This window comes from Pseudarthrobacter sp. NPDC092439 (assembly GCF_044754945.1).
GTDB lineage: Bacteria > Actinomycetota > Actinomycetes > Actinomycetales > Micrococcaceae > Arthrobacter.
On sequence record NZ_JBIVQB010000002.1, the window covers coordinates 17,441 to 30,301 of the forward strand.

The 12,861-nt window shown below is 62.6% G+C and carries 14 protein-coding genes and 1 pseudogene; 12 read left to right on the plus strand and 3 right to left on the minus strand.

The features are described from left to right. Positions 1–2 precede the first annotated feature (2 nt). The 3 genes from ACIQCM_RS04740 (at position 3) to mscL (ending at position 2,595) form a co-directional block, all read left to right on the plus strand. The gene (locus tag ACIQCM_RS04740) at positions 3–836 is read left to right on the plus strand and encodes a D-alanyl-D-alanine carboxypeptidase family protein (RefSeq protein WP_400604344.1); all 834 of its coding nucleotides are present in this window, start codon (positions 3–5) and stop codon (positions 834–836) included. A 214-nt stretch (positions 837–1,050) separates the two neighbouring features. Further along, the gene (locus ACIQCM_RS04745; protein WP_400604345.1) at positions 1,051–2,181 is read left to right on the plus strand and encodes a glycosyltransferase family 87 protein; all 1,131 of its coding nucleotides are present in this window, start codon (positions 1,051–1,053) and stop codon (positions 2,179–2,181) included. Positions 2,182–2,190: 9 nt separating this feature from the next. Beyond that, entirely contained in the window at positions 2,191–2,595 is a 405-nt protein-coding gene (mscL, locus tag ACIQCM_RS04750) for a large conductance mechanosensitive channel protein MscL (RefSeq protein WP_400604347.1), read from the plus strand. Between the two features lie 83 nt (positions 2,596–2,678). Here mscL and glmM read toward each other — a convergent pair whose 3' ends face one another. The 3 genes from glmM to rplM all read right to left on the minus strand — a co-directional run bounded on the left by glmM (position 2,679) and on the right by rplM (position 5,507). Beyond that, positions 2,679–4,040 carry a phosphoglucosamine mutase gene (glmM, locus tag ACIQCM_RS04755; RefSeq protein ID WP_400604349.1) on the minus strand — a complete coding sequence of 454 codons (1,362 nt, stop codon included), beginning with the start codon at positions 4,038–4,040 and terminating at the stop codon, positions 2,679–2,681. A 477-nt stretch (positions 4,041–4,517) separates the two neighbouring features. Then, positions 4,518–5,024: a 30S ribosomal protein S9 gene (gene rpsI, locus ACIQCM_RS04760; RefSeq protein ID WP_400604351.1), complete on the minus strand. Its 507-nt coding sequence runs from the start codon at positions 5,022–5,024 to the stop codon at positions 4,518–4,520. 39 nt (positions 5,025–5,063) lie between these two features. Continuing rightward, positions 5,064–5,507 carry a 50S ribosomal protein L13 gene (rplM, locus tag ACIQCM_RS04765; RefSeq protein ID WP_377214923.1) on the minus strand — a complete coding sequence of 148 codons (444 nt, stop codon included), beginning with the start codon at positions 5,505–5,507 and terminating at the stop codon, positions 5,064–5,066. 265 nt (positions 5,508–5,772) lie between these two features. Between rplM and ACIQCM_RS04770 the strand changes: the two genes are divergently transcribed. The 9 genes and pseudogenes from ACIQCM_RS04770 (at position 5,773) to ACIQCM_RS04810 (ending at position 12,861) form a co-directional block, all read left to right on the plus strand. Next, positions 5,773–6,468, plus strand: coding sequence for a prepilin peptidase (locus ACIQCM_RS04770; protein WP_400633656.1), 696 nt, complete (start codon positions 5,773–5,775; stop codon positions 6,466–6,468). Positions 6,469–6,701: 233 nt separating this feature from the next. Continuing rightward, positions 6,702–6,893, plus strand: a complete 192-nt coding sequence (locus ACIQCM_RS04775) for a Flp family type IVb pilin (RefSeq protein ID WP_400604354.1) — start codon at positions 6,702–6,704, stop codon at positions 6,891–6,893. A gap of 109 nt (positions 6,894–7,002) precedes the next feature. After that, complete coding sequence (locus ACIQCM_RS04780) at positions 7,003–7,410, plus strand: TadE/TadG family type IV pilus assembly protein (protein ID WP_400604356.1); 408 nt, start codon at positions 7,003–7,005, stop codon at positions 7,408–7,410. Then, a pseudogene (locus ACIQCM_RS04785) lies at positions 7,398–7,580 on the plus strand (pilus assembly protein TadG-related protein); the annotation flags it as partial. The gene ACIQCM_RS04780 and the pseudogene ACIQCM_RS04785, both read left to right, overlap by 13 nt. Positions 7,581–7,634: 54 nt before the next feature. Then, on the plus strand, positions 7,635–8,450 hold the full coding sequence (locus ACIQCM_RS04790; protein WP_400633664.1) for a hypothetical protein: 816 nt from the start codon (positions 7,635–7,637) through the stop codon (positions 8,448–8,450). 49 nt (positions 8,451–8,499) lie between these two features. Then, the gene (locus ACIQCM_RS04795) at positions 8,500–9,282 is read left to right on the plus strand and encodes a Flp pilus assembly protein CpaB (RefSeq protein ID WP_400604360.1); all 783 of its coding nucleotides are present in this window, start codon (positions 8,500–8,502) and stop codon (positions 9,280–9,282) included. Further along, positions 9,282–10,481: a CpaE family protein gene (locus ACIQCM_RS04800; protein ID WP_400604362.1), complete on the plus strand. Its 1,200-nt coding sequence runs from the start codon at positions 9,282–9,284 to the stop codon at positions 10,479–10,481. Before ACIQCM_RS04795 ends, ACIQCM_RS04800 begins: the two co-directional genes overlap by 1 nt. Further along, positions 10,478–11,917 carry a CpaF family protein gene (locus ACIQCM_RS04805; RefSeq protein ID WP_400604363.1) on the plus strand — a complete coding sequence of 480 codons (1,440 nt, stop codon included), beginning with the start codon at positions 10,478–10,480 and terminating at the stop codon, positions 11,915–11,917. Before ACIQCM_RS04800 ends, ACIQCM_RS04805 begins: the two co-directional genes overlap by 4 nt. A gap of 146 nt (positions 11,918–12,063) precedes the next feature. Next, complete coding sequence (locus ACIQCM_RS04810; protein WP_400604365.1) at positions 12,064–12,861, plus strand: type II secretion system F family protein; 798 nt, start codon at positions 12,064–12,066, stop codon at positions 12,859–12,861.

A 12,861-nucleotide genomic window follows, 5' to 3' on the forward strand; every position in this document is an offset into this window, starting at 1 on the left:
ACATGTGCCAGGACTGCGGCTCGCCTTCGCGCCGCACCTTCACTCGCTTACTCGCAGCCGGCGCCGGGCTGACCGTACTGGCAGCCTGCACGCCGGAGGCGCCAATGGCGGGGACGCCGTCGTCGTCCGCCCCTTCTGCCCCACCTTCACCGCCGGCGGGCCCGACGGCGGCGCCGGCCACCGTAACTGCCAGCTCCGCTCCACGGCCGACCAAAGCAGCGTCCCCGCATCGCCGCTTTTCCCTAACCGACCCCACAAGTCCCTGGCTGGTCGTCAATAAGCACCGTCCGCTCGCACCTGCTGATTTTGCGCCGGCAGACCTGGTTCGCCCGGCCGTCGCCAGCACCGCGTCCGGCGAGGCTGCACTGCTGAACAGTACGACGGCGGCGGCCGCGGAAGCGATGTTCGCTGCAGCCGCTGCGGACGGCATCGCCCTGGTCCTGGCGAGCGGGTACCGCTCCTTCGCGGCGCAGACGGCAACCTATAACGGCTATGTGGCGGCGCGCGGCCAGGCTGATGCGGACACGGCCAGCGCACGCCCCGGGTACTCGGAACACCAGACGGGCTGGGCCTTCGATATTGCGGACGGCGGTGGGGCCTGCGGCTTCCAGCCTTGCTTCGCGGACCAGCCGGCCGCCGTGTGGGCGAAGGCAAACGGGCACCGATTCGGGTTTGTGGTCCGCTACCCGTGGATGTTCCACACCATCACCGGGTACTACTACGAACCATGGCATCTCCGGTTCGTCGGGGTGGAGGCGGCCTCCGACATGGCGAAAAAAGGCGTGCACACGCTGGAGGAGTACTTCGGGGTCGGCGCAGCGCCGGGGTACGCCTAAGAGGCTAACCTCCCGCGGAGGTCCTGATCCTGTAGTGTCCCTTTCTATGGTGGGGAAACCAAGGGGGCTCGAAACAGGTCATCGAACGCGCCCGCTCCAGCGCGCCGTGCTGCGCATTGATGCTTTGATCACCCCGGAGCGTTTGCGGGTCTACCCGATTCTGCTGCTTATTGCTGGGGCAGCGGGTCTCCTGGCCGGCAGCCTGGCCCGGGTAATGGACCCCGGTAACCAAGGCGCATTCCTCCCGGACTACCTGGCTCATTGGACCGGCGGCCGGTTGCTGCTGGACGGGGCGGACAACCTGTACGACCCGGCCGTTCAGTCAGACCTCCAGGGCAGGCAGCTGGGGGATGAGGTGCCGCTCGCCTGGTTTGTGTCACTGCCGGTGGTCGCCGCGCTCTACGCGCCGCTGGCGTTGATTCCCTATAACCTCAGCGGCGTCCTGTGGTTCTTCCTCAATGCGGCACTGCTGTGGTGGTGCTTTCTCAGCCTGAGGTTCCTGGCACCGCGTCTCGTCCAGCACCGCTGGAAAACACTCCTGCTGTGTGCATTGGCAGCTCCGCCTACCTTCGAGGCGTTGGGCAGCGGGCAGGATTCGGCGTTCGTGCTGGCCGTCTGGCTCGTCGGCGTTCGGCTCTTCGCCCACGGCTGCCCCGGCTGGGCAGGCGCAGTTCTGGGGCTGGGTTTCACCAAGCCCCAACTTGTCCTGGTGGTTCCGCTGGTGTTGCTGGCAGTCCGCAGCTTCAAGGCGCTGGCGGCTTTCACGCTGACGGTCGGCGCCATTGCAGCCGCGTCCGTGGCGCTCGTCGGCGTCGCAGGCATCCGGCAGTGGAGCGCAGCACTGGCGAGCCCGCTCTATATGGCAGAGGTGCAGGAAGGCCAGGCCTGGAAGATGACGGGGCTGCCTTCCCTCCTGCAATCCTTGCTGCCGGCGGAGTGGGGCCAGGCCGCCGCACCCGTTCTGACGCTCATATCCCTGCCAATCGGCGCCGCCGTGCTGCTCGCAGTTCTGGCGCGCCACGGAAAAACCGCGGACACAACCACTGTCCTGATCGCAACCCTTGCGACGAGCCTGGCGTTCTCGCCCCATCTGGCCACCTATGACGCCGTTCTGTTCATTCCCGTGGCCGTCTTCCTCCTGGACCGGCGGCCCGGACCGGGGCTCCGCGTCGCCATCCTGATGGCGTTTGTCCTCATGTGGCTGGTGGCGCCCCTCCACGCGGCGGCCGGGACGGCACCATGGCTTTCTGCGCTGGACGCGCCATGGTCCGCACTCCCCCTTGCCATGATCTGGGTAACCAGCCTGCGCGCCTTAGCGTCACGGGGGCCTGCAGGTCTCCGATAAGTTTGGGACATGCTGACTGGATTCAAGAATTTCATCATGAAGGGCAACGTCGTGGACCTTGCCGTCGCGGTCGTGATCGGCACCGCCTTTGGCAGCGTCGTCACGGCCCTAGTGAACAAAGTCCTCATGCCGCTGATCGCGGGCCTCGTGGGCTCCCCCAACTTTGACAGTTTCGCCAGGGTGGACTTCAACGGCAACGCCGTAGAGTTCGGCGTGCTGCTGACCGCCATCGTCAATTTTCTCCTGATCTCGGCCGCCATCTACTTCGTGGTTGTCGTCCCGATGAACCACATGATCGAATTCCGCAACCGCCGGCTGGGCATCAAGCACGACGTGAAGGAGGAGTCTGCTGAGGACCCGCAGATTGCACTGCTCACGGAGATCCGCGATTCCCTGCGGAGCCGGAACCTTTAGCCCGCCCTGAACAAACTAAGGGCCCGCTTCCAGGATGGAAGCGGGCCCCAGTTGTTCAAATCACCGATCGCCTTGCTGCGTGGTCAGTCGCTGACCAGTTCCAAAGCCAGCTCTGTCCGGACTACCTGCGCCAGGCTTTCAGCGATGGACTGGGCGGTGGCCTCATCCCCGGCTTCGACCATGACGCGGACTACCGGCTCGGTCCCGGACGGCCGCAGGAGGACACGTCCGGTGTCGCCGAGTTGCGCTTCCGCGGCCTTCACTGCCGCGGCCAGGCCGTCGCTGCTGCCCACGCGGCCGCGGTCTACGCCCTTGACGTTGATCAGCACCTGCGGAAGCTTGGTCATCACAGTGGCCAATTCCTTCAAGGAACGCCCTGTCAGGGCAACCTGGGCCGCCAACTGGAGGCCGGTCAGGAGTCCGTCCCCCGTAGTTGCATGGTCAGCGAAAATTACGTGCCCGGACTGCTCGCCGCCCAGGTTGAATCCGCCTTCGCGCATGCCTTCAAGCACGTAGCGGTCGCCGACAGCCGTCTCCCGGATACTGATGCCGGCTTCCTTGAGCGCGATCTTGAGCCCCAGGTTGCTCATGACGGTGGCCACGAGGACGTCGTCCTTCAGCTTGCCGGAGGCCTTCAAAGCCAGGGCCAGGATCGCCATGATCTGGTCGCCGTCAACCTCGTTGCCTTCATGGTCCACGGCCAGGCAGCGGTCTGCGTCTCCGTCGTGCGCGATACCGAGGTCGGCGCCGCGCTCAACCACGGCGGCTTTCAGGGGCCCCAGGTGGGTGGATCCGACGCCGTCGTTGATGTTCAGGCCGTCCGGCTCTGCGCCGATGACGAAGACGTCCGCGCCGGCGTCCTTGAACAGTTGGGGCGAGCAGCCGCTGGCAGCACCGTGGGCGCAGTCGAGGACAACTTTCAGGCCGTCCAGGCGGTGCGGCAGAGTACCGAGCAGGTGGACAATGTAGCGGTCTTCGGCGTCGGAGAAGCGCTGGATGCGGCCGACGTCGGCGCCGACGGGGCGTGGGGCGTCACTGGCCATCTGCGCTTCGATGGCGTCTTCCACGTCATCGGGCAGTTTCTGGCCGCCCCGGGCGAAGAACTTGATGCCGTTGTCCGGCGCCGGGTTGTGCGAGGCAGAGATCATGACGCCGAAGTCCGCATCCAGGTCTGCAACGAGGTAGGCGGCAGCGGGGGTGGGCAGAACGCCAGCGTCGTAGACGTCCACACCCGAGCTGGAAAGACCGGCTTCCACGGCTGCTGCGATGAATTCACCACTCGCACGCGGGTCCCGCGCGACGACCGCGCGGGGCCGGGATCCGTTGGCGGACCGGTCGTGGCCAAGCACGACGGCGGCCGATTGGGCCAGCTTCATCGCCAGCTCCGCTGTCAACAGTCCGTTCGCCAGGCCCCGGACACCATCTGTTCCAAATAATCTAGACACCGGCTAAGTCTAGAGGATGTGGATGCTCCGCTTCGAAACGGCAGGTCAGGCAGGGCTGGACTAGGATCTGAGCGCTGCGCTAACCCACTGCGGGCTGGAATTCTTTCCATTTTCCGCCGACTCGTTTGGATGTGAGATGCCAGCCCTTGCACGCGTGGCACGGGTAAATCGAAGTCTCACGCCTCCGCGGGTCGCCCAAAGCTCGGATTGCCCGAAGGGAACGTCCCGCTGAACGCTGATCTCTGAAAGTAAGTTTGGTGCACGGCGCCACAGCGAATTCCTGTAAAAGAAGTCGCGCGGCTCACATCCACACTTGATCGCCTGTTTAGTACAGATCGACCCCTACCCACTCGAAGTGGCTGGTCAGCTGTCACAATATCCGAGTCAACAAACGTCGACAAGGGCGCCTGGAAGCCAGGGTTAAACGGCAGAAGCCCGCCCCGCCGAAAGGCGGGACGGGCTTCTGTGCAAGCGGGTTTAGCGCTTGGAGTACTGCTGTGCCTTGCGGGCCTTCTTGAGACCGGCCTTCTTGCGCTCGATGACGCGGGCGTCGCGGGAGAGGTAACCGGCCTTCTTCAGGGTGGCGCGGTTGTTCTCGACGTCGATCTCGTTCAGCGAACGGGCGATGCCGAGGCGCAGTGCACCGGCCTGGCCGGAGATTCCGCCACCGTGGATGCGGGCGATGACGTCGTAGGCGCCTTCGAGATCGAGGATCTTGAAGGGCTCGTTGACGTCCTGCTGGTGCAGCTTGTTCGGGAAGTAGTTCGCCAGCTCGCGGCCGTTGATGGTCCACTTGCCGGAGCCCGGCACAACGCGAACGCGTGCAACGGCTTCCTTGCGACGGCCAACTGCTGCACCGGCAACAGTCAGGGCCGGGCGCTCCTTCTTGGGCGCAGCTTCAGCAGCCGAGCTTTCAGAGGTGTAGCTGGTCAGGTTTTCCTCAGCCTCATTGGCTTCGGTGGTCAGTTCTTCGTTCTGAGCCACGATTCTCCTTGTATTAAGTAAGTTGTTTGGTGGCCAGGACTACTGGGCGACCTGGGTGATTTCGAAAGTCTTGGGCTGCTGCGCGGCGTGGGGGTGCTCAGCACCGCGGTACACCTTCAGCTTGCCCAGCTGCTGTGCAGCCAGGGAGTTCTTGGGGAGCATGCCCTTGATGGCCTTCTCCACGGCGCGGACCGGGTTGGTTTCCAGCAGTTCCGCGTAGTTGACGGAGGTCAGGCCGCCCGGGTAGCCGGAGTGGCGGTATGCGCGCTTCTGCTCCAGCTTGGCGCCGGTGAGGGCAACCTTTTCAGCGTTGATGATGATGACGAAGTCGCCCATGTCCATGTGGGATGCATAGGTGGCCTTGTGCTTGCCGCGCAGCAGGATTGCGGTCTGGCTTGCAAGACGGCCAAGGACAACGTCTGTGGCGTCAATGACGTGCCACTGGCGGTTGATATCGCCGGGCTTCGGGGTGTACGTACGCACGGTGTTTGCCTCGTTCTTGTTCTGGCGTTCTTGTTTAGGTGTCACTAGCTCGTGCACCTACTGTCTGCGCGCTACCGGAACAGAGGTGAGGGCTCCATGTAACCAGTCATCCTGTGGTTCCGAATGTGCACGTCGAGTAGTCATCCTGCAACTGGATTCTCAAGCGGGCACGCACCATCGGAATAGGACACGCACAACGACTACCAAGATTAGCGCGTCAGGGGGTTCGGGGTCAAAATGGGGGCTACTGGACGCCGCCCGGACCGTGGCCGGCCTGATGAGTGCGGGGGATGCAGTGACAGTGACGCCGAGCGGGGAAGCTTCACTATGGTTCCTTCTTGCGGGCGCTGCCCTCCTTGGCCTCGTACTCTCACCCCTAGCGGAACTGCTTATAGCCAGGACACTCCCCGGCCTTGGCGGCTTGCCCCCGCTGTCTTCAAGAGTCACGACGGCGGCCCTCACCGGCGCCACCTGCGCCGCCTTTGCGTTTCGGTTTGGGCCGGCGCCCGACCTGCCAGCATTCCTCTTTCTTGCCGTTTTGGGCACCCAGCTGGCGCACATTGATCTTATGCAGCACCTATTGCCAAATCCGTTAGTTCTGTCACTGCTAACGGGAGGCGCATTTCTCCTGATACTTCCCTGGATCGCTACTGGAAATGCCGGCGGACCGCTGAGGGGTCTGTTTGGCGCGATAATCCTGTTCGCGGGTTACTTGGTTTTGGCTCTCATATCCCCTGCCGGGCTCGGCATGGGGGACGTGAAGCTGGCCGGCCCGTTGGGACTTTACATGGGCTACTTGGGCTGGAACCACCTACTCTATGGCGGGCTTCTTGGCTTCATCCTGAATGCTCTGGCAACGCTGATTCTCGTCAGCTTCAGGCGGCGGGGCAAGGGCGCAGAGGTGGCCCACGGCCCCTCAATGCTGGCCGCTGCAGCCGCCGTCGCACTCATCTTGAGATAGCCAGGCGCACAGTCGCGCGGCCCGCCCGGCCGCTCTACCTGAGTACTCACCCTCACCTTCCAAGTAGCGGTCAATTTTGCGCGCCCAAAAAGTCGAGTACCACTACGCATTGTTGCCCATAACCCCAAATGACAATCTCGTCTTAGCGAAGGCCAGCCGCTGGGATTGAATGGGGTAGCTGGTAATTCGTTGAAATTCAATCAATTCATTTCACCGAATTTAAGGACATTAAAATGACTTCTCTCATGGTCTCCATGACCGCTTTTATCGCCGGCATCAAGGACCGCCTGGCTTCCGAAAAGGGGGCAACGATGGTGGAGTACGGCCTGATGGTTGCCCTCATCGCCGTGATCGTCGCTGTCGGCGCCGCCGTCCTCGGTACCGGCATCAACACGCTGTTCGGCGAGGTCAACGACTCCCTCTAAGCACTCAAACGAAGTGGTTCTGGCAATGGATCCAAGCCCGCCAGAACCACTTCGGCTATTTGTCCATCAGTCCGGCCATCAGCCGGCGGTACAAGTCCTGGGGGACGGTGTGAACCCGAAACAGAAAGAACGCGGCGCAGTAGCCGTTGAGATGGCAGTTCTGCTTCCGCTGCTTCTTTTGATTCTCATCGGCACCATGGAATTCGGCCGGGTATTCAACATTCAGAACTCCTTGACTCAGGCTGCCCGGGAAGGTGCCCGGCATGCTGCGATCCACTATGACGACGACTCGCTTGACGTCGAGGGAACCGCCTTGGGCGCCGCTCCCTCGCTGGATGGGCTGGGCGTCAACGTGACAGACAACGCTGGCAGTTGTTCGGACGGAAACAACGTCGAAGTCACGACCAGTGTGACCCTCTCGTCCATGTCCGGATTCCTCGACTCCGGCTGGTTCGGGTCACCGGGCTTCTTCCCCATGACACTGACCGGAATAGGAGTGATGAGATGCGGCGGCTGAGAGGGAATTCCGGGCAAGGAGTACTTCACGGCGGAACTGACAGCGAACGCGGCGCTGCCGCCGTTGTCGTAGCTTTTTCGATGGTTGTGCTGTTAGGTTTCGCCGCACTCGCGGTGGACGTCGGGGCCATGTATGCCGAGAAGACACAGCTTCAAACGGGGGCTGACGCTACGGCCCTGGCGATCGCCGGGGACTGCGCACAAGGGCTTAGTTGCCCGGCCGCAATGACGAATCCCGCCAACCGCCTTGCGGACGACAATGCCAATGACGGCTCAAGCGGGGTCTTTTCCGTGACCCAGCCTTCTGCCACCTCCGTACGAGTGGAAACCAACGCGCAAGCTGCAGGCTCCACTGACGACAGCTTCGCACTGTACTTTGCCAGGGTTCTGGGGAACGACACGAGCGTCATCCATGCAGCAGCGGTGGCGTCCTGGGGTGCTCCCTCCGCCGCAACGACGCTTCCCTGGACCATAAGCCAATGCGTCTTCGAGCAGTATCTCTCCCCCAGCCAACTCGCCGAACTCGAGTCAACAGGAAGCTTCACAGGCGACCCGATTCCCACGCACATCCTGCTGCGATATGACGAGAACACTCCGGACTACCCAGGCTGCGTCCCTCAAAACGGCTATGCCGAGGGGGGTTTCGGCTGGCTGGACCGGGACACCGGCTGCTCGGCAGACATCGATATCGCGGCATCCGAGGTCGGGAACGATCCCGGCAACGACTTCCCGAGCGACTGCACAGCCATTCTCGCCTCGCTGATGGATGAACCGATCCTGGTTCCCATCTTCAGCAGTGCAACTGGAACGGGACAGCACGCAACCTACGGATTGACGGGCTTTATCGCCTTCCAGGTTACCGGCTACAAGTTCGGTGGAGGCCCTTCTCTCACCAGCTTGGATCCTGCCGCACCCTCGTGCAACGGCAACTGCCGCGGCATTCAGGGCTTCTTTACCCGCTATGTGTCCCTCGATGAGGGGCTCGCAACGAGCGGTGAAGCACCGAACTACGGCGCAACCGCAGTTTGGCTCTCGGAGTAGGCATGGCCCACTCCGCTCCGATCAAGGATGAAAGCAGAGGAGTAATCAAGTGAAATCACGCCTACTGGGAGGCATAGCGGCTCTGGTATTGGCCGTCATTGGAACCGTGCTGCTTGTGGTTTATGTGCAGGGCGCCGACAACAGGGCAGCTCAAGGGCTTGAGCCCGTCAATGTGCTCATCGTCAAGGAATCCGTTCCCGCTGGAACCAAAGCGGAAGAACTCAACAAGTACGTTGAAGTCGCCCCCGTTCCTCGCTCTGCCGTTCCGGATGGTGCGTTGGAAGGGCTCGCAGACCAAACAGGCAGAGTAACCAGCGTTCCCCTTGAACCGGGGGAACAACTCCTCGCATCCCGCCTTGTCGATCCAAAGGAACTTGTCCCGGGAACCGTTCCGGTACCTGACGGACTCGAGGAAGTCACCTTGCTCCTTGCCCCGGAGCGTATCCTTGGTGGCCGCCTGGAAGCCGGCGACAAAGTCACCGTCTATACATCGTTCACGTCCGACGAAGAGATGCCGGCGAACGGGCGGGTACCGGCTGAAGTCCAAGGCTGGAAGCAATCCACGGGCCTGCTCTTCCACGACGTCCTGGTAACTGCGGTTCAAAAGGCAGCCCCGGACACTAAGAAGGCCGGGGCCAAGGATGAGGACGGTGCCGCGCAGACCGGCGTCGAGATGCCTAACGGGTCAGCCTTCGTTACTTTGGCCAGAACCGACGCACAGGCTGTCAAATTGGTGTTCGGTGCCGAGTTCGGAACCATCTGGTTGGCGAAGCAGACGGATACCAGCACTAAGAGCAAGACTCCGGTCACTACTTTCGGTGGGCTGTACTGATGAGCAGGTTCGTAGCCATCACGGCAGTCCGCGATTTTGAAGGGCGCGTCCGCCAGGCCATTGCTGGAGCCCTCCACGGCGAACTGCAGACGCTGACACCTGACGTTCTCGCTGGCGGGCCAGATGACGTCTTCCGGCAACTCACCGGTGCGCAGCCGGAAGTCTTGATCCTTGGACCCGGGGTGACCCCGGACGACGCGCTAAAGCTCGCTACGGTGTTCGACCTTCAGTACCCGGAAGTGAGTCTGCTCCTCGTGGCGGATCCCTCGCCTGACCTCGTTCTGCGGGCAATGCATTCCGGAATCAGGGACGTAGTGACCCCGGACATCGTGGTCAATGACCTCAGGGTGCTGCTCGAGCGAGCATGTCTGGCATCCGCGAGCCGGCGCAGGGGGATGGCTCCCGCGGCCGAGCCCGGCCAGGAGCGGGGGCGCGTTATTGCCGTCATGTCCCCCAAGGGTGGCGTCGGCAAAACGACGGTCGCAACCAACCTGGCTATCGGACTCGGCAAAGTCGCGCCCATGGGGGTCGTCATCGTGGACCTCGACCTCCAGTTCGGCGACGTCGCCTCAGGGCTGCTCTTGGAGCCCGAACACTGCATCACCGAGGCAGTCCACGGCTCAGCTTCCCAAGATTCAATGGTGCTCAAAGCGTTCCTGACCGTGCATCCGGCCGGGATCTACGCCCTTTGCGCACCGCGGACCCCGGCGGAATCGGATTACATCACCGCGGACCACGTAAGCCGGCTCATCAATCAGCTGGCAAGCGAGTTCAAGTACGTGGTGGTGGACACTGCACCCGGTCTGGGAGAGCACGTCCTTGCAACGTTGGAACAGGCTACGGACGGCGTGTGGGTGTGCGGAATGGATGTCCCCAGCGTGCGCGGCCTGCGCAAGTGCTTCGGCGTCTTGAAGGAGCTGCAGCTCGTTCCCCAGGGACGCCATACCGTCCTCAATTTTGCGGACCGAAAGAGTGGCCTGTCGGTCCAGGACGTCGAGGCGACTATAGGGGTTCCCATCGACGCTGTCGTTCCCCGCTCAAGGACGCTGCCGTTTTCTACCAACCGTGGCGTCCCGGTCCTGCAAGGAACCGCCAGAGACTCGGCCGCCAAGGGCCTTCGGAAGCTGGTGGACCGTTTCGACCCGGCATGGGTTTCCTCTTCCCACAACAAGCTGCACCGAAGGGTGGTTGTCTCATGAGACTCTCAGAGCGTCTTTCCCGAAACACGGAATCCGCTGCCAAGGAAGCGGTGGAGCCCGGCGACGCGTCAGTCGCAACGACACCCACCGCCCCTTCCTTCCCGGACGCGGCGGTTCGCCGTCCGCTGACGGCCCCTCCGCAGGCAGTGGATGCCTTGGCTGGCCTCAAGCAACGCGCAGCCCTCGCACTCTTCGAGCGAATGGGTACCCGGTTCGGTGACTCATCCGCCTCCGAGGACGAACTGCGTGCATCCGCTGTTGAGGAGCTATCGACAGTTATCGACGAGGAGCAGGTACCGCTGACGCCAGAGGAGCGCCGTCGGCTCATCCGCGAGATAGCCGACGAAGTCATGGGTCTCGGTCCTCTCCAACGCATGCTCGAGGACCCGTCCGTCACGGAAATCATGGTCAACCGACACGATCAGATCTATATTGAACGCGGCGGGCACCTGCAGCTGACCGGCGCGCAGTTCAGCTCTGACGACCACCTTCGGAAGGTCATCGAGCGCATCGTCTCGCAGGTCGGGCGGCGAATCGATGAGTCCTCACCCTTGGTCGACGCCAGGTTAGCGGATGGATCGCGCGTTAACGCCATCATCCCGCCCCTGGCGGTCAACGGCCCGTCGCTCACTATCCGCAAGTTCAGCCATGTCCCCTTGACTGTGCGCAACCTGATCGATTGGGGTTCGCTGACGGTGGAGATCGCCGAACTGCTCAACGCCTGCGTTAAGGCGCGTCTCAACGTGATCGTTTCGGGCGGTACCGGAACCGGCAAGACCACACTGCTTAACGTACTTTCCTCCTTCATTCCGGAGGATGACCGCATTGTCACCATTGAGGACGCTGTAGAGCTGCAGCTCCAACAGGAGCACGTAGTCCGGCTTGAGAGCCGCCCGCCCAACATTGAGGGCAAGGGTGCCATCAACATCCGGGACCTGGTCCGGAACTCACTCCGCATGCGTCCCGACCGGATCATTGTGGGTGAAGTGCGCGGCGGCGAGTCACTGGACATGCTGCAGGCGATGAACACGGGACATGACGGTTCTCTGTCGACCGTCCATGCGAACTCGCCACGGGACGCGATCGCGCGCCTGGAGACGCTGGTGCTCATGGCCGGCATGGATCTCCCGCTCCGGGCCATTCGGGAACAGGTTGCTTCCGCAGTTGACCTCATCATCCAAGTCACCCGGCTCCGGGACGGCAGCAGGCGGGTCACCCACGTCACCGAAGTCCAGGGGATGGAGGGCGACATCGTCACCCTTCAGGATGTGTTCCTGTTCGATTACTCGGCCGGCATGGACCCCCAGGGCCGCTTCCTGGGCAAACCTGTGTCGACCGGCATCCGCCCACGCTTTCTGGACCGGTTCGCTGAGCTTGGCATTTCCGTCTCACCCGCCGTGTTCGGGGCAGACATGCAGCCGTATGGGCGGCGGTAACCATGGAGGCCCCCTTTGTTCTCGTGACGGCCGTATTGCTCTGCTTCGGAGCCGTACTCCTGTTGCTTTTTGTCGTCATCAGGCCGGGACACGGTTCGATTCCTTTGTCCCGGCGGCGCCCCGACGGTGGCCGGGAAGAATCCTCGTTGGGCAAGGTTTCACACACATTGGTGGACGGCGTAGACAAAGCCCTGGGAAAGTCCGGCGGACCCTTTAGCAGGGATTTGCTCTACAACGCCGGCGTCAAACTCGGTCCCGCGGACTTCACGGTGCTGGTAGGAGTGGCTTCCGTGCTGCTGGGTTTCATCGGGGCGCTCTTGACCAACCCGGTTTTGGGTATCCTTCTCGCCGTCGCGGCTCCCTTCCTGACACGCGCCGTCCTCACCATCAAGACGGACAGACGCCAGGGCAAGTTTGAGGCGCAGCTCGTTGACACTATCCAAATGCTCATTGGCGGCCTGCGGGCCGGCCATAGCGTCATGCGTTCGCTTGAAGCAGCCGGATTGGAATCGGAGGCTCCCACGTCAGAAGAACTTCGCCGGATCGTTAATGAAACCCGGATCGGAAAGGACCTCGGCCAGGCGCTGGAAGAGACCGCGGAACGCATGGACAGTGAGGACTTCCGATGGGTCGGCCAAGCGATTCAAATTAACCGCGAGGTGGGTGGGGACCTCGCGGAGGTGCTCGAGCAGGTGGCAGGAACTATCCGGGAGCGCAGCGAAATAAAGGGCCAGGTCCGCTCACTAAGCGCGGAGGGCAAAATGTCCGCGATCGTTCTCATGGCCATGCCTGCGGCGGTCGCTGTGATGTTGTCCTTCATCAACCCTGGCTACATGCGGGTCTTTGTAGAGGAACCCATCGGAAACATGATGGTCGCCGTGAGCGTGGTCATGTTCATCATCGGCGGAGTCTGGATGAGCCGCACCGTCAAGATCAAGTTCTAG

Coding starts and splice junctions, on each gene's coding strand:
- ACIQCM_RS04740 (WP_400604344.1), top strand. CDS start 3: ATGTGCCAGGACTGCGGCTCGCCTTCGCGCCGCACCTTCACTCGCTTA.
- ACIQCM_RS04745 (WP_400604345.1), top strand. CDS start 1,051: ATGGACCCCGGTAACCAAGGCGCATTCCTCCCGGACTACCTGGCTCAT.
- mscL (WP_400604347.1), top strand. CDS start 2,191: ATGCTGACTGGATTCAAGAATTTCATCATGAAGGGCAACGTCGTGGAC.
- ACIQCM_RS04775 (WP_400604354.1), top strand. CDS start 6,702: ATGACTTCTCTCATGGTCTCCATGACCGCTTTTATCGCCGGCATCAAG.
- ACIQCM_RS04790 (WP_400633664.1), top strand. CDS start 7,635: ATGACGAATCCCGCCAACCGCCTTGCGGACGACAATGCCAATGACGGC.
- ACIQCM_RS04800 (WP_400604362.1), top strand. CDS start 9,282: ATGAGCAGGTTCGTAGCCATCACGGCAGTCCGCGATTTTGAAGGGCGC.
- ACIQCM_RS04805 (WP_400604363.1), top strand. CDS start 10,478: ATGAGACTCTCAGAGCGTCTTTCCCGAAACACGGAATCCGCTGCCAAG.